14 protein-coding genes and 1 tRNA gene are annotated in these 13,226 nt (G+C 63.4%); 9 read left to right on the top strand and 6 right to left on the bottom strand.

Annotated elements, in window-relative coordinates; genetic code table 11:
- Position 1: 1 nt before the first annotated feature.
- Complete coding sequence (locus V6M50_RS11120; RefSeq protein ID WP_332818659.1) at positions 2 to 559, top strand: CinA family protein; 558 nt, start codon at positions 2 to 4, stop codon at positions 557 to 559.
- Here the strand turns inward: V6M50_RS11120 and V6M50_RS11125 are convergent.
- Positions 502 to 981, bottom strand: coding sequence for a type II toxin-antitoxin system RatA family toxin (locus V6M50_RS11125; protein WP_332818624.1), 480 nt, complete (start codon positions 979 to 981; stop codon positions 502 to 504). The two genes, V6M50_RS11120 and V6M50_RS11125, sit on opposite strands and share 58 nt — an antisense overlap.
- A gap of 8 nt (positions 982 to 989) precedes the next feature.
- Positions 990 to 1,916, bottom strand: coding sequence for a lipoyl synthase (gene lipA / locus V6M50_RS11130; RefSeq protein ID WP_332818625.1), 927 nt, complete (start codon positions 1,914 to 1,916; stop codon positions 990 to 992).
- A gap of 62 nt (positions 1,917 to 1,978) precedes the next feature.
- Here lipA and V6M50_RS11135 point away from each other — a divergent pair, with 62 nt between their 5' ends.
- The 4 genes from V6M50_RS11135 (at position 1,979) to V6M50_RS11150 (ending at position 5,485) form a co-directional block, all read left to right on the top strand.
- Positions 1,979 to 2,617 (top strand): carbonic anhydrase, encoded by a 639-nt coding sequence (locus V6M50_RS11135; RefSeq protein WP_332818626.1) that lies wholly within the window; start codon positions 1,979 to 1,981, stop codon positions 2,615 to 2,617.
- 13 nt (positions 2,618 to 2,630) lie between these two features.
- A complete protein-coding gene (locus V6M50_RS11140) occupies positions 2,631 to 3,209 on the top strand; it encodes a DUF2846 domain-containing protein (RefSeq protein WP_332818627.1) in 579 nt (192 codons plus the stop codon).
- A gap of 96 nt (positions 3,210 to 3,305) precedes the next feature.
- Positions 3,306 to 4,007: a DUF899 family protein gene (locus V6M50_RS11145; RefSeq protein WP_332818628.1), complete on the top strand. Its 702-nt coding sequence runs from the start codon at positions 3,306 to 3,308 to the stop codon at positions 4,005 to 4,007.
- A gap of 464 nt (positions 4,008 to 4,471) precedes the next feature.
- Complete coding sequence (locus V6M50_RS11150) at positions 4,472 to 5,485, top strand: hypothetical protein (RefSeq protein ID WP_332818629.1); 1,014 nt, start codon at positions 4,472 to 4,474, stop codon at positions 5,483 to 5,485.
- Positions 5,486 to 5,624: 139 nt separating this feature from the next.
- On the opposite strand, the gene V6M50_RS11155 is transcribed toward V6M50_RS11150, so the two are convergent.
- Both V6M50_RS11155 and ettA read right to left on the bottom strand, forming a co-directional pair.
- On the bottom strand, positions 5,625 to 6,029 hold the full coding sequence (locus V6M50_RS11155; RefSeq protein WP_332818630.1) for a PaaI family thioesterase: 405 nt from the start codon (positions 6,027 to 6,029) through the stop codon (positions 5,625 to 5,627).
- A 56-nt stretch (positions 6,030 to 6,085) separates the two neighbouring features.
- Positions 6,086 to 7,765 carry an energy-dependent translational throttle protein EttA gene (ettA, locus tag V6M50_RS11160; RefSeq protein ID WP_332818631.1) on the bottom strand — a complete coding sequence of 560 codons (1,680 nt, stop codon included), beginning with the start codon at positions 7,763 to 7,765 and terminating at the stop codon, positions 6,086 to 6,088.
- A gap of 130 nt (positions 7,766 to 7,895) precedes the next feature.
- On the opposite strand from ettA, the gene V6M50_RS11165 reads away from it, so the two are divergent.
- From V6M50_RS11165 to V6M50_RS11180, 4 genes are all read left to right on the top strand, one after another.
- Positions 7,896 to 9,281 carry a M20/M25/M40 family metallo-hydrolase gene (locus V6M50_RS11165; protein ID WP_332818632.1) on the top strand — a complete coding sequence of 462 codons (1,386 nt, stop codon included), beginning with the start codon at positions 7,896 to 7,898 and terminating at the stop codon, positions 9,279 to 9,281.
- Positions 9,282 to 9,485: 204 nt separating this feature from the next.
- The gene (locus V6M50_RS11170) at positions 9,486 to 9,818 is read left to right on the top strand and encodes a hypothetical protein (protein WP_332818633.1); all 333 of its coding nucleotides are present in this window, start codon (positions 9,486 to 9,488) and stop codon (positions 9,816 to 9,818) included.
- A 35-nt stretch (positions 9,819 to 9,853) separates the two neighbouring features.
- The gene (locus V6M50_RS11175; RefSeq protein WP_332818634.1) at positions 9,854 to 11,092 is read left to right on the top strand and encodes a DUF2235 domain-containing protein; all 1,239 of its coding nucleotides are present in this window, start codon (positions 9,854 to 9,856) and stop codon (positions 11,090 to 11,092) included.
- Between the two features lie 80 nt (positions 11,093 to 11,172).
- On the top strand, positions 11,173 to 11,610 hold the full coding sequence (locus V6M50_RS11180) for an SgcJ/EcaC family oxidoreductase (RefSeq protein ID WP_332818635.1): 438 nt from the start codon (positions 11,173 to 11,175) through the stop codon (positions 11,608 to 11,610).
- Positions 11,611 to 11,631: 21 nt separating this feature from the next.
- On the opposite strand, the gene V6M50_RS11185 is transcribed toward V6M50_RS11180, so the two are convergent.
- Both V6M50_RS11185 and V6M50_RS11190 read right to left on the bottom strand, forming a co-directional pair.
- A tRNA-Pro gene (locus V6M50_RS11185) sits at positions 11,632 to 11,708 on the bottom strand.
- Between the two features lie 37 nt (positions 11,709 to 11,745).
- Positions 11,746 to 13,221 (bottom strand): M20 family peptidase, encoded by a 1,476-nt coding sequence (locus V6M50_RS11190; RefSeq protein ID WP_332818636.1) that lies wholly within the window; start codon positions 13,219 to 13,221, stop codon positions 11,746 to 11,748.
- Between the last annotated feature and the right edge of the window lie 5 nt (positions 13,222 to 13,226).

Raw genomic sequence — 13,226 nt, forward strand, 5'->3', positions numbered from 1 at the left:
CGTGCTGCCTGACGATGAATCGCGCCTCACCGTGCGCGACGATCTTGCCACAAGCGTCCTTGCCAACAACCGCGCCGCGGGGCGCAAGGTCGCCGTCGCCGAGAGCTGCACCGGCGGCATGGTGAGCGCCGCGCTGACCGACATTGCCGGAAGTTCGGATGTCTTTTCCGCTGGCTTCATCACCTATTCGGGGCATGCCAAGCAGACGCAGCTCGACGTCAGCAGCGAGATCATCGAAACCTTTGGCGAAGTCTCGCTCGCGACCGCGTGGGCGATGGCGGCGGGCGCGCTGGCGAACAGCGACGCCGACGTCGCGGTCGCGATCACGGGCATTGCGGGGCCGGGGGGCGGGTCAGAGAAAAAGCCCGTCGGCCAGGTCGTTTTCGCGCGCGCGCTGCGCGGGCAGGATCCCGACGATTATTTCACCCAGCGCGTCCAGTTCGAATCGACCGATCGCGCGACGATCCGCCATCATGCGACCTTGTTCGCGCTCGACCTGCTTCAGCCCGACAAGGACGAACTGCGGCCGTCGGAGGACATCGCCCTCTCCGCGCCGTAAAGTTCGTCGGCGCGGGTTTCGAACGCGGCGATCATCTTGCGCAGCGCCTTGTCGAACATCTGCCCCGCGAGCGCCTCGAACATCCGGCTGCGGAATGCGAAATCGACCATGAAGTCGACGCGGCACCCGCCGTCATCAGTGGGCGCGAAATGCCATTCGTTGCCGAGGTGCCGCATCGGCCCGTCGATATAGCTGACGGTGACTTCGCGCGGCCGCTCCTTGTGGACGCGGCACGAGAAGCTTTCGCGCAGCCCCTTGAACCCGACGATCATGTCGGCGACCGCCTCATGCTCGCTGTCGCTGCGGATACGCAGCGCGACGACCCAGGGCAGGAACTCGGGATAACGCTCGATATCGGTGACGAGCGCGAACATCTGCTCGTCGCTATACGGCAGGACGCGGGTTTCGTGGTGCCTCGGCAAGGGTGGCGTCAGCCCGCCTTGGTGCGCGCAAGCTGCGCTTCGCGGGCGGCGCGCATCCGTTCGAAATCGTCGCCGGCGTGATAGCTCGACCGCGTCAAGGGCGACGATGCGACCTGCAAGAACCCCTTGGCGCGCGCGATCTGCGCATAGGCGTCGAACGCCTGCGGAGTGACGAAGTCGATCACCTTGGCATGCTTCGGGGTCGGCTGGAGATACTGGCCCATCGTCATGAAATCGATGTCGGCGCTGCGCATATCGTCCATCACCTGATGAACCTCCATCCGTTCCTCGCCGAGGCCGAGCATGATGCCCGATTTGGTGAAGATCGACGGATCGCGCCGCTTGACGCTTTCGAGCAGGCGCAGCGAGGCGTAGTAGCGCGCGCCGGGCCGGATCGTCGGATAAAGCCGCGGGACGGTTTCGAGATTGTGGTTATAGACGTCGGGGCGCGCATCGACGATCGCGGCGATCGCGCTTTCGGGCTTGTTGCGGAAATCGGGGGTCAGGATTTCGATCGTCGTCTGGGGCGTTTCGCGGCGCAGCGCCTGAATGACCTTGACGAACTGGCTCGCGCCGCCATCGGGCAGGTCGTCGCGATCGACCGAGGTGATGACGATATGGCTGAGCCCCATCTTCGCCGCCGCGATCGCGGTATGTTCGGGCTCGAGCAGGTCGACCGCACGCGGCATGCCCGTCTTGACGTTGCAGAAGGCGCAGGCGCGGGTGCAGGTGTCCCCGAGGATCATCACCGTCGCGTGCTTTTTCGTCCAGCATTCGCCGATGTTCGGGCACGCCGCTTCCTCGCACACGGTGTGGAGATTGAGCTCGCGCATCAGCTTGCGCGTTTCGGCGTAGCCGGGGCTGGTCGGCGCCTTGACGCGGATCCAGTCGGGCTTGCGGGTGCGTTCGGACGGTTTGTGTGCGGGAGCGTTCATGCCGCCCACATAGTCGTGCACGCGCCTCTTCTCAACCTCTCTACCTATGCTAAGGCGCGTCCATGACTCACTTTGCAGATATGATCGAGGGTTACCGGCGTTTCCGTAACGGCGGCTGGCAGCAACAGCGCGAGCGCTGGGACCAGCTTGCCGAGGGGCAATCGCCCAAGGTCATGATCATAGCCTGCTCGGACAGCCGATCCGAACCGTCGCAGATTTTCGACACCAACCCGGGCGAAGTCTTCGTCGTCCGCAATGTCGCGGCGCTGGTGCCGCCGTTCGAGACGACGCCGGGCCGCCACGGCGTTTCGGCGGCGCTCGAATTTGCGGTCCAGTTCCTGAAAGTCGAGGAAATCGTCGTCATGGGTCATGGCCTGTGCGGCGGCTGCCACGCCGCGCTGCACCGCTCGATGGAGGGCGCCGAGCCCGGCCGCGGCGGCTTCATCGCCGACTGGATCGCGATGCTCGACGATGCCAGCGCGCGGATCCGCAGCGAACATGCCGACATCGACAATCGCGAAGCCGGCCGCGCGATGGAACTCGCGGCGGTGCGTGTAAGCCTTGACAATCTCCGGACTTTTCCCTGCATTCAGGAAAAGGAACGGCGCGGAACCTTGAGGCTGCGCGGCGCCTTTTTCGCGATCAGCGACGGGGTTCTGCATCTGATGGACGAAACAACGGGAGAATTCCTCCCGGCCTGAACAGGAGAGCGATATGAGCAAGAATGCGATGTGGCTGACCCTCATTTTCGTGGCGGCCGTCTTTGGCGCCTTGATGGGACCAGCGCTGGCCCAGACCATGTCGCCCGGCACCTTGCTGATCCTGTTTGTCCTGCTGATGGGCAGCATCGTCATTTTCTGTTTCTGGGCGCTGTCGAGCAACAAGGGCGGCGTCAAGGCCGACACCGCCGCCACCGCCGATGCGCGGACGATGCAGGCGCCGGCGGGCAAGGCGCGCATCTATATCACCCGCCGCGGCTTCGTTGCCGCGCTGCAGGGCATGGATGTGACGCTCGACGGCAGCGCGAAGGGACAGATCAAATCGGGCCAGATGCTGATGGCCGACGTCGCGCCCGGCAAACATCAACTCCACGTCGCCACCGCCAAGGCAAAACTCGCGCGTCCCGCCGAGCTGGAGATCGATGTCGGTGCGGGCGGTGTGGTCGTGATCGATGCGATGATCGAAATGGGCGCGCTCAAAGGCGGGGTGAAGCTGACGCGGCTCGACGCCGCGAAGGCGCGCGAGAATGTCCACGCGACCAAGCTGATCCTGTGGGAAGTGCCGCCGGCCTGAGCGCGCTGCGACCAAGCGACGCAGGGCTGCGAGCAGCCGTGAAACATCTTCGCAACAATGGCGTTGATTGTACGTTCTCCCAAAAAGGAGAATTGGATGGCCCTTCGCCAAACCCTGTCGGCTGCGCCGGCGCTTGCTTCCCGCCGCCGCGCCTTTCCCGGCGAGGATGAATATTACACCAAGGCCCGAAAATCGCTGCTCGCCGAAGAAATCGACCTGCGCCGCAGGATGACGCGCGTCGCCGAGCAGCGGCGCCAGCTACCGCCGGGACCGCTGATGAAGGATTATCGCTTCAAGGACGCGAACGGCACCGAGCAGGGCCTTGCCGACCTGTTCGGCGACCATGACACGCTGGTCAGCTATTTCTGGATGTACGGCCCCGAACGCGAACGCCCCTGCCCGATGTGCACCAACTGGCTGGGTGCGGTGAACGGCAATGGCAACGACATCAAGCAGCGCGTCGCCCTGAAAATCCTGGGCCGAAGCCCGGTCGAACGGCAAAAGGCATTCGCGCAGGAGCGCGGCTGGCAGGCGCTCGATTTCGTGCAGACGGTCGGCGACGATTATGTGCAGGATTTCCGCCTGCTCAACGCCGACGGCAGCGAAAATCCGGCGCTGGCGGTGTTCAAGCGCAACGGCAGCGGCATCCGCCTGTTCTGGAAGAGCGAGATGACGCGCGAGATGGCCGATCCGGGGCAAGACCCGCGCGACGCGCCCGACATCGCCAGCCTATGGTCGATCCTCGACCTGACGCCCGGCGGACGCGGCACCGACTGGTATCCGTCGCTGGAATATTGAGGCTTGAAGCCACAAAAGCCCCGCATGCGCGCATCGAAACTATGTCCTTTGTGGCCTTAAGGCGACAAAGGATACGCATGTGCGTGTCGAAGACGTCTCCTTTGTCGCTTTAAGCGGGGAGCGGAATTTCAACGAGATCAAAGAACCGGGGCGATGCTGGCACAGCGGAATAATGTAGGAAAGCCGTGTTTTGTAGCGCGTATGGCTGCTTTGGGGTGGGGAGCGGACTGGCGTCTCTTGGGAGCTCATATGCCGATAGCGGTCTTATGCTGGCACCAAAACGGGGACGCGAATACGCCTGATTAGACCGTGGGCCCATGCCAAACAGGCGCCCCGGCCCCAGGAAAAATCACTAATAGTGGAAGAATTCGGCCTAGAACTCTCAATCAGATCCGCCCCTTAATACTTCTTCAGTTAAGTCTGGCGAAACCCGGATGATGCTTTATCCATATCTCGCAGTCTCGATGTCCTATGCGATCGGCTTCCTGCTGCTCGCGTTTTTGCGGCGATGGCATCTTCTCCTCTTAACCGGCGCAGGCGCCGTGCTCCTGCTCTGGCAGGCTTGGCGCTATATATTCACCGAGGACTCGCCTCGCATAATGTTCGCCACCCCAATGATTATTCTCGCGTTTCTAGGGGTCGTATCTGGTTTCCTTGCTGCAACTATTGTCCTGTGGACACGAAAATATTCGCGGCGCTGGGTTTCTTCAGTCACCATCTTGCCGGCAACATTCATTGCCGTTCCCATCGTGGCCGGCCTCTTCTTCTGGCAACTGGTGAGCATGAAGGCGCGTAGGCCCCCGCCTTCTCCCTTGTGCTTTGCACGGCTTCATCCCGTTATCTTGGGCGGGGGGCCATTGGCCTTGCCGCTCACACCGGCAATTTCCGTGGTCAAAGGGGGGGAGCATCGATCCGACTATTCATTCGGAATCGATTCGGACGCTCGTAAATTCTGCAAAGAGACCGCCGCCGGACCAATGAGAATCGCCAACGTGAGCATTGGATTCGGCCGGGGTTATTCAACCCGCAAATCTGCCTTCTGTTCCGAGGCCAGACCCTATGGCTGGTGGTATGATCTATGCCGCCGCGAACATGACGATCACCCGTCCAATTACCCGGCATTAGTCTCATTCTATGCGCTGGGGGAATATGACGGGGTCAAATTTCGCGATTTATCGGCGGACGAATTCGCCAAGGTCAGAATTGCTGACCTGCCCATGATGACATTGTCCAGTGGTGTCCAACGCTACGCTGATGATCGATATATCTATTTCACCCGCAGCGACATTCCGGGCTATCGCGCGCTTTGCTACGAGACCGCGCAGCGGAATTCCGATATATATTGCGTCGCCGGTTATAAGCTAACGGCCCGGATCGGTATCGCCTATGAATTTCATTCAAAAGCCGAAGATTTCCCCGAGCGATCGGCGATTGTCGATTTGGGCGCCCGAGATGTGATCGCAAGTCTCATGCAATAAGTCCATCCTTCGCCCAAAAAATACGCTGAGATTCGAGAATGCTAAGGGTTTTCGGCGACCCTCTGCTTTGAGGATGTCGCTGTGAAACGGATAACAACCGCAACCGATCGATAGCTGACGGAGCACTCCGCCGGCTCGATCAGGGAATCGCGTAGGTTACGTTCGCCTGACCGACGGGTTTGTCGGCATCGTCGGTCCAGATCCGCACATCCATCACCGCGAGCCTCTTGCCGAGGCGTAGCATATACGCGTCGGCGAACAGTGGTCCGGGGCGGCACGGGCGCAGGAACTGGTAATTGAGCGCACTCGTCACCGCCATCGCGACGGGGCCGATATGCGCGAGGACGAGCGCATAGGCCGCCATGTCGGCAAAACCCATCTGCGTCGGGCCCGAGATCAGCCCGCCGGGGCGCAGCGCATTCTCATTGGGGTCGAGCCGCGCCTGGATATAGCCCGGCGCCGCCGACACCACATGCCCGCGCGAACCCGGCGCCGAATGGGGGAAAGCCTCCGCCATGAAGGCGTTGAGCGCGTCCGCATCCAAACGGATCGCGCCCGAGGAGATTGGCTCCGATATTGGCGCCTCCCCCGTCATGCCGGTCAGCGAGTCAGCTTCTTGTACGACGTCGCATGCGGACGCGTCGCGTCGTCGCCGAGGCGGCGGATCTTGTCTTCTTCATAGGATTCGAAATTGCCTTCGAACCATTCGACATGGCTGTCGCCCTCGAACGCGAGGATATGCGTCGCGAGGCGATCGAGAAAGAAGCGGTCGTGGCTGATGACCACGGCGCAGCCCGCGAAATTCTCGAGCGCTTCTTCGAGCGCGGCGAGGGTTTCGGTGTCGAGATCGTTGGTCGGTTCGTCGAGCAGCAGCACGTTGCCGCCCTGTTTCAGCATCTTCGCCATATGGACGCGGTTGCGTTCGCCGCCCGAGAGCTGGCCGACCTTTTTCTGCTGGTCGACGCCCTTGAAATTGAAGGCACCGACATAGGCGCGCGTCTGCATCTCGTGCTTGCCGATGTTCATCATCTCGGCGCCGCCCGAGATTTCCTGCCAGACATTATTGTCGGGCTTCAAATCGTCGCGGCTCTGATCGACGAAGCCGAGACGGACGGTGTCGCCGATGATCACCTTGCCGTTGTCGGGGGTCTCCTGCCCGGTTATGAGCTTGAACAGCGTCGATTTACCCGCGCCGTTGGGACCGATCACGCCGACGATGCCGCCGGGGGGGAGCGAGAAGCTGAGGTCTTCGAAGAGCAGCTTGTCGCCATAGGCTTTCGAAATGCCCTCGACCTCGATCACCTTGCCGCCGAGGCGTTCGGGGACCTGGATGACGATCTGCGCCTTGCCGGGGATGCGCTTTTCCTGCGCCTCGACGAGCTGGTCGAAGCTCTTGATACGCGCCTTCGACTTGGCCTGACGGGCTTTTGGCGACTGCCGGATCCATTCGAGCTCGTCCTTGATCGCCTTCTGGCGACCGGCGTCCTCGCGAGATTCCTGCTCGAGGCGCTTGCCCTTCTTTTCGAGGTAGGTGGAGTAGTTGCCTTCGTAGACGAAGTAGCGGCCGCGATCGAGTTCGAGGATCCAGTTCACGACATTGTCGAGGAAATAGCGATCGTGGGTGACGAGGATGACGTTGCCCGGATAATCGACGAGATGCTTTTCGAGCCACGCGACGCTTTCGGCGTCGAGATGGTTGGTCGGTTCGTCGAGCAGCAGGATCGAGGGCTTTTCGAGCAGCAGGCGGGTGAGCGCGATGCGGCGCTTCTCACCGCCCGAAAGACTTTCGACGCCCCAGTCGCCCGGCGGGCAGCGGAGCGCTTCCATCGCGATTTCGAGCTGGTTGTCGAGCGTCCAGCCGTCGACCGCATCGATCTTTTCCTGGAGCGTCCCCATTTCTTCCATCAAAGCGTCGAAATCGGCGTCGGCGGGCGGATCGGCCATCAGCGTGCTGATCTCGTTGAAACGCTCCATCATGTCGGCGACGGGGCGAATGCCGTCCATGACATTTTCCTTGACGGTCTTGGTCGGGTCGAGCTGCGGCTCCTGCGCCAGATAGCCGACGGTGATGCCCTCACCCGGCCACGCTTCGCCGGTGAACTCCTTGTCGATACCCGCCATGATCTTCATCAGCGTCGATTTACCCGTGCCGTTCGGGCCGACGATGCCGATCTTGGCATCGGGATAGAATTGCAGGCTGAGATCCTTGAGTGTCGGCTTTTGCGCGCCGGGATAGGTCTTCGACAGACCCTTCATCACGAAACTATATTGGGCGGCCATGGAAATGCTCCGGTAGTGGCTGGGCCGCGCGGCGCGGCCGGGAGAGATGTTGCGCGCCGGTTAGCGAATGGGCGCGAACTTGGCAATCGGCGCTTGCCGCGAACGGAGACGCGCCGCTAGGACAGTGACCATGAAAATCATGTTCACCCCCACCCGGTTCGCCGGCATCGCGGCCCTCCTCCTCACCTCCACAGCCTCTGCAGCGCCGACCGCGGTCGACCTCGCGCAGACGGGCGACGACCCGGCGTGGTCGATCACCGAGGGGCTGACCACCGAAATCGGCCCGCGCATGGCGGGAACCGAGGCCGAAGCGGCGGCGCGGTGGTGGGCCACGCGGCGATTACAGGCGATGGGCTTTGCCAATGTACGTGAGGAAGCATTCGACATGCCCGTGTGGGTGCGCGGCACCGAAGAGGCTTGGTTGACCAGTTCCCTCCTGCCGCAGAAGCTCGCGATCACGGCGCTCGGCAACAGCGCTTCAACAGGGCCGAAGGGTATCGAGGGCGAGGTCGCCTATTTCGAGAGTTTCGATGCCCTCGCCGCGGCTCCCGATCACCTGGTCAAAGGCAAGATCGTCTTCATCGATCACAAGATGCAGCCAACGCAGGATGGCAGCGGCTATGGCTATTATGGGCGCGGCCGCTTCACCGGGCCCAATGTTGCGGCGAAGAAGGGCGCGATCGCGATCGTGATCCGCTCGATCGGCACCGACAATCACCGGAACCCGCACACCGGCGTCACCACTTTCGACGCCGGTGTAAAGCCAATCCCGGCGGGTGCGATCTCCAACCCCGACGCCGATCAACTTGTCCGGCAGTGGCGGCGCCCGCAGCCCGTGCGGTCCGATAAAGCGTCGCTGCTCAAGATGAAGCTCATACTGACCCCGCAGAACCTCGGCACCAAGCAATCGGGCAATGTCATCGCCGAAGTGCCCGGCAGCGACCCCGCCGCCAGCCCGGTGATCATCGCCTGCCACCTCGACAGCTGGGACCTCGGCACCGGCGCGATCGACGATGCCGCGGGCTGCGCGATCATCACTGCCGCTGCGAAACATGTGATGTCAGCAGGCCAGCCGCGCCGAACGATCCGCATCCTGTGGGCGGGCGCCGAAGAAGTCGGCGTGTTCGGCGGCAAGGCCTATTTCGACGCGCATGGCAAAGAGAAGCACGCCGTCGCGCTTGAGTCAGACTTCGGCGCCGATCGCGTCTGGCGGATCGATTTCAAACTGCCCGAAAGCGCCAAGGCTCTTTCGGACCGGATTGCCGCCGCGGTGATGCCCTTCGGCGTCACGCGCGGCAAACAGCCCGCGAACGGCGGCGCCGACATCGGCGCGCTCGTTCAGGCGGGCGTCCCGGCAGTCGATCTGGCCCAGGATGGCACGCGTTATTTCGACCTGCATCACACGCCCGACGACACGCTGGACAAGATAGATCCGGCGCAATTGCGGCAAAATGTGACAGTTTGGGCCGCGACTCTGGCGATTCTTGCCAACAGCGAGGATAGCGAGCTTCCCTAGTATGACGGAGAAATGACAGAATCCCGCCACCGCCGACCATCTCAATTATTTTTGTTGACGATTCATGCGGAACGGCTAAATCCCGCCGCTCGCGGAACGGGAAAGTTTCCCCGACGCGTTAAGGCATTTTAGGGAGCCCACACATCATGAAGAAATTTGCTGCTATCGCCGTTGCTGCCAGCATGTTCGCCCTCGCCGCTTGCGGTGAAAAGGCTGCTGAAGAAGCCACCACGGAAGCTCCGGCTGCTGAAGCTGTTGCTGAAGAAGGCGCCGACGCCGCTGCTGCTGGCGCTGAAGCCGCTGCTGCTGGTGCTGACGCTGCTGCTGCTGGTGCCGAAGCTGCTGCTCCGGCCGACGCTGCTGCGACCGCTGCTGCTCCGGCCGATGCCGCTGCTGCTCCGGCCGCTCCGGCTGAAGAAAAGAAGTAAGTCACAGCCCCTCGGGGCAATGACCGAAACGAAAAAGGGCGGTCTTCCTTCGGGAAGGCCGCTTTTTTTCGTCCATGATACCGACCTTGCTGGCGTCATGGAGATATGAGAGACCCCCGTAGCGAAACCGGAGAGCGCTACGCGATGGGAAAACCGCCTGTGACCATGCCCGGCAAGAGGCTCGTCCTCCTGCTCGACGGCACCTGGAACAGCTCCGAGGACAATACCAGCGTCTGGCGCCTGAGCCAGCTCGTCGCGCCGAAGGACGCGTCGGGCATCGCCCAGCTTTGCTATTACACCGCCGGAGTCGGCACCCCGCGCGGCGAGCGTATCCGCGGCGGGATGCTCGGCTATGGGCTCGATCGCGACGTCATTGGCGCGTATCGCTGGCTGATGGGGCATTATGACCAGGGCGACCAGATCTTCCTGTTCGGGTTCAGCCGCGGCGCCTTCACCGCGCGCAGTGTCGCGGGCATGATTGCGCGCTGCGGCCTCCTCCGCCCGGGCTCGCCGCTGTCGGTCGAGGAACTGTACGAACGCTACCGCCTCGACGCCAGGGCGCCATCGTTTGTCGAGCTGCACCAGACGAAAAACCTGCCGCCCGCGGAAAAGCGACTGCTGCGCCATTCGCGGCGCGTTCCGATCAAGATGATCGGGGTGTGGGACACCGTCGGCGCGCTCGGCATCCCCTTCGGCAATATCCCGGGGCTCAGCCGGCGGCGCTTCGGCTTTCACAATAGCCGGCTCTCGGCGATCTATGAACATGCCTATCATGCGCTCGCGCTCGACGAGCATCGCGCGGCGTTCGCGCCGACGCTGTGGACACGTTTCACGCCGACCATCCCCGATCCCCCCGGCAAGCGCCGCGTGCGGCCGACGATCGTCGAACAGCGCTGGTTTGCCGGCGCGCATGCCAATGTCGGCGGCGGGATCGCGGGCGACGACATGCCGCAACTACCGCTTGCATGGCTGATGAAGAAGGCGGGCGCCCTCGGCCTCGCCTATCGCGGCGAAGTCGTGCCGACGGGTTATGAAATCACCGCGGCGATCCACGACAGTTTCAAAAGCTTCCTGCGGGGCTGCTACCGTCTCGTTAAATTCGGACGCCGCTTCCACCGCCGGATCGCCGCACCCGCGACGCAGGGCGACAAGGGAACATGGCTCAGCGTCAACGAGACGATCGACGACAGCGTCTTCGATCGCTGGCGCAAGGTGGCGGATTATCGTTCGAGCGATCTCGAGCGCTGGGCCAAGGAACTGGGCGTCGATCCCGCAAAATTGCACGGCGCCGTCGATGCGCGGACCGGCACCGTGATCGAACCGCCCACCGCGCCCAAGCCCCTCGCGAAACGGCCGCGCAGACCGGCGAACGGAAACGGGTGAGTCGTCCGCTTGCCGGTCGTCGACTTCCTCGCCGGACAGGCGTAGATTGGCGCCGATGCCATCGGCTTGGAGGGACGGATATGCGGCTTTTCCTTTTGGCGGGCCTGTCGCTGTTGCCGGCGGCGGCGCTGGCGCAGAGCGCCGAGCCCGAACAGCTTCCCGATCAGTTCGTTGCAGCATGGAATGGCCATGACATCGGCGCCTTCGAGAAGCTCTATACCGTCGACGCGATCTGGGTGCCCTCCAGCGAAGAGCGGACCGAAGGGCGTGCCGCAATCCTGAGCGAATTCGCCAAGGTCCATCAGGGCGGCGGCTGGGCGGTTGCGCGGAAGGTCACGCTCGCCATCAAGGGCGAGCCGAAGGTACAAATGCTGCGCCCCGATGTCGCGACGATCTTTTTCCGCATGGATTTTCTCGCCGATGGGAAGGTGGCTCCCGACCAGAAGCGCACGCTGGTCCTTGTCGCCGACAAATCGAGCGACGGGTGGCGGATCGCCGCTGGCCAGTTGACGAAATAAGCGGCGCTGCCGGCGCATAAATGGTCGGGGAGACAGGATTCGAACCTGCGACATCTTGCTCCCAAAGCAAGCGCGCTACCGGGCTGCGCCACTCCCCGACGCTGCGGGCGCCTTAGACAGGCTTGGCCGCCAAGTCTATCCCGTCGATGTCGCAATCAGCCGCGCATAGAAATCGATCATGCGTTTGAAGCTGTCGACCGTCATATGTTCGTTGGTGCCGTGGATCATCGCCGTCTCCTTCAGCGTGAAGTGCATCGGCATGAAGCGGTACACATCCTCTGAAATCGGCTCCATGCTGCGGCTGTCGGTCGCCGCAACGACCAGATAGGGCGCGACGACCGCGTCGGGCGCATCGGCGCGCGCCGCGGCGACGACATATTTCCAGCCCTGCGAGCTGCTCGACGAGACGCGCGACGGCTCGTTCGGCGGCTTGACCCAGCTGAGGTCGACCGGCGCATCGCCGACCGCGGCCTTGGCGCGCGCCATGACGTCGGCCGAGCTGTTCCACGGCGCGATGCGATAGTTGATCAGCGCACTGGCCGATTGCGGCAGCACATTCTCCTTCGGGCTCCCCTGCAGCATCGTCGGTGCGATGGTCGTGTGGAAAGCGGCCGCAGAGGACGGCGACGCCGAAAGCTGCCCTTTCAAAACGGGGCCCAGCAACCACTGGTTGGCGACCGCCATCTTCGTCGTGCCGCCCTTGTGCGCGGCGAGAGCCTCGACCATCGCGGCGCCCGGCCCGCGCATTTCGATCGGGAACGGCTTTTCGGTGATCGCCAGCACCGCGCGCGCCAGCGTCGTCACGCCGGTTTCGGCGGGCGGCATCGAGCTGTGCCCGCCGGGCGCGTTGGCGGTGACCTTGAGCGTCGCATAGCCTTTTTCGGCGACCCCGATCAGGATCGCGGGACCGTTGATGACCGGCGTGTCGCGCAGCACGACGCTGCCCTCGTCGAGGGTGAACAGCGCGCGGACGCCGTCGGCCTTCAGCTTCGCCGCGGCGGCAACCGCGCCCGATCCACCGGCTTCCTCGTCATGGCCCGACACGAGATAGATACCGCGTTTCGGCTGGAAGCCTTGCTTCGCCAGCGCCTCGATCGCTTCGAACAGCCCGACGAGCGACCCCTTGTCGTCGACGGTGCCGCGGCCCCACACCGAATTTTCGGCGATCGTCCCCGCGAAGGGCGGGTATTTCCAGTCGCCTTCGGTGCCGTCGGTGACCGGCACGACGTCCTGGTGCGCCATGACGATGATCGGCGCGAGCGACGCGTCGCTGCCGGGCCAATGATAGATGAGGGTGCGGTTCGGCAGGATCGTGCGCGTCATCGCGCGGTGCGTCGCGGGATAGGTCGCCGCGAGCCAGCTGTGCAGCCGGTCCCATTCGGCGACCGCATTCTCGGCGGGGTCCTGGTGCGAGACCGTCCTGATCTGCGCCGCGGCGCTCAGATGCGAAACCGCGGCGTCCAGATCATAGGACGGCGCCGGCGCAAGCCGGATGTCGCTGCCGTCGGCAATGTCCCTGGGCGCGAAGCTTGCGGTCCGTACCGCCACCGCCCCCGCCACTATTGCCACGATCGCAAGGCCGCCCAGCAAGATCGTCCGCCGCTTCCCCATATCCC

Source organism: Sphingopyxis sp., from assembly GCF_036675685.1.
Classification (GTDB): Bacteria; Pseudomonadota; Alphaproteobacteria; order Sphingomonadales; family Sphingomonadaceae; genus Sphingopyxis.

Coding starts and splice junctions, on each gene's coding strand:
- lipA (WP_332818625.1), bottom strand. CDS start 1,916: ATGAACGCTCCCGCACACAAACCGTCCGAACGCACCCGCAAGCCCGAC.
- V6M50_RS11135 (WP_332818626.1), top strand. CDS start 1,979: ATGACTCACTTTGCAGATATGATCGAGGGTTACCGGCGTTTCCGTAAC.
- V6M50_RS11140 (WP_332818627.1), top strand. CDS start 2,631: ATGAGCAAGAATGCGATGTGGCTGACCCTCATTTTCGTGGCGGCCGTC.
- V6M50_RS11145 (WP_332818628.1), top strand. CDS start 3,306: ATGGCCCTTCGCCAAACCCTGTCGGCTGCGCCGGCGCTTGCTTCCCGC.
- V6M50_RS11150 (WP_332818629.1), top strand. CDS start 4,472: ATGTCCTATGCGATCGGCTTCCTGCTGCTCGCGTTTTTGCGGCGATGG.
- ettA (WP_332818631.1), bottom strand. CDS start 7,765: ATGGCCGCCCAATATAGTTTCGTGATGAAGGGTCTGTCGAAGACCTAT.
- V6M50_RS11165 (WP_332818632.1), top strand. CDS start 7,896: ATGAAAATCATGTTCACCCCCACCCGGTTCGCCGGCATCGCGGCCCTC.
- V6M50_RS11175 (WP_332818634.1), top strand. CDS start 9,854: ATGGGAAAACCGCCTGTGACCATGCCCGGCAAGAGGCTCGTCCTCCTG.
- V6M50_RS11180 (WP_332818635.1), top strand. CDS start 11,173: ATGCGGCTTTTCCTTTTGGCGGGCCTGTCGCTGTTGCCGGCGGCGGCG.
- V6M50_RS11190 (WP_332818636.1), bottom strand. CDS start 13,221: ATGGGGAAGCGGCGGACGATCTTGCTGGGCGGCCTTGCGATCGTGGCA.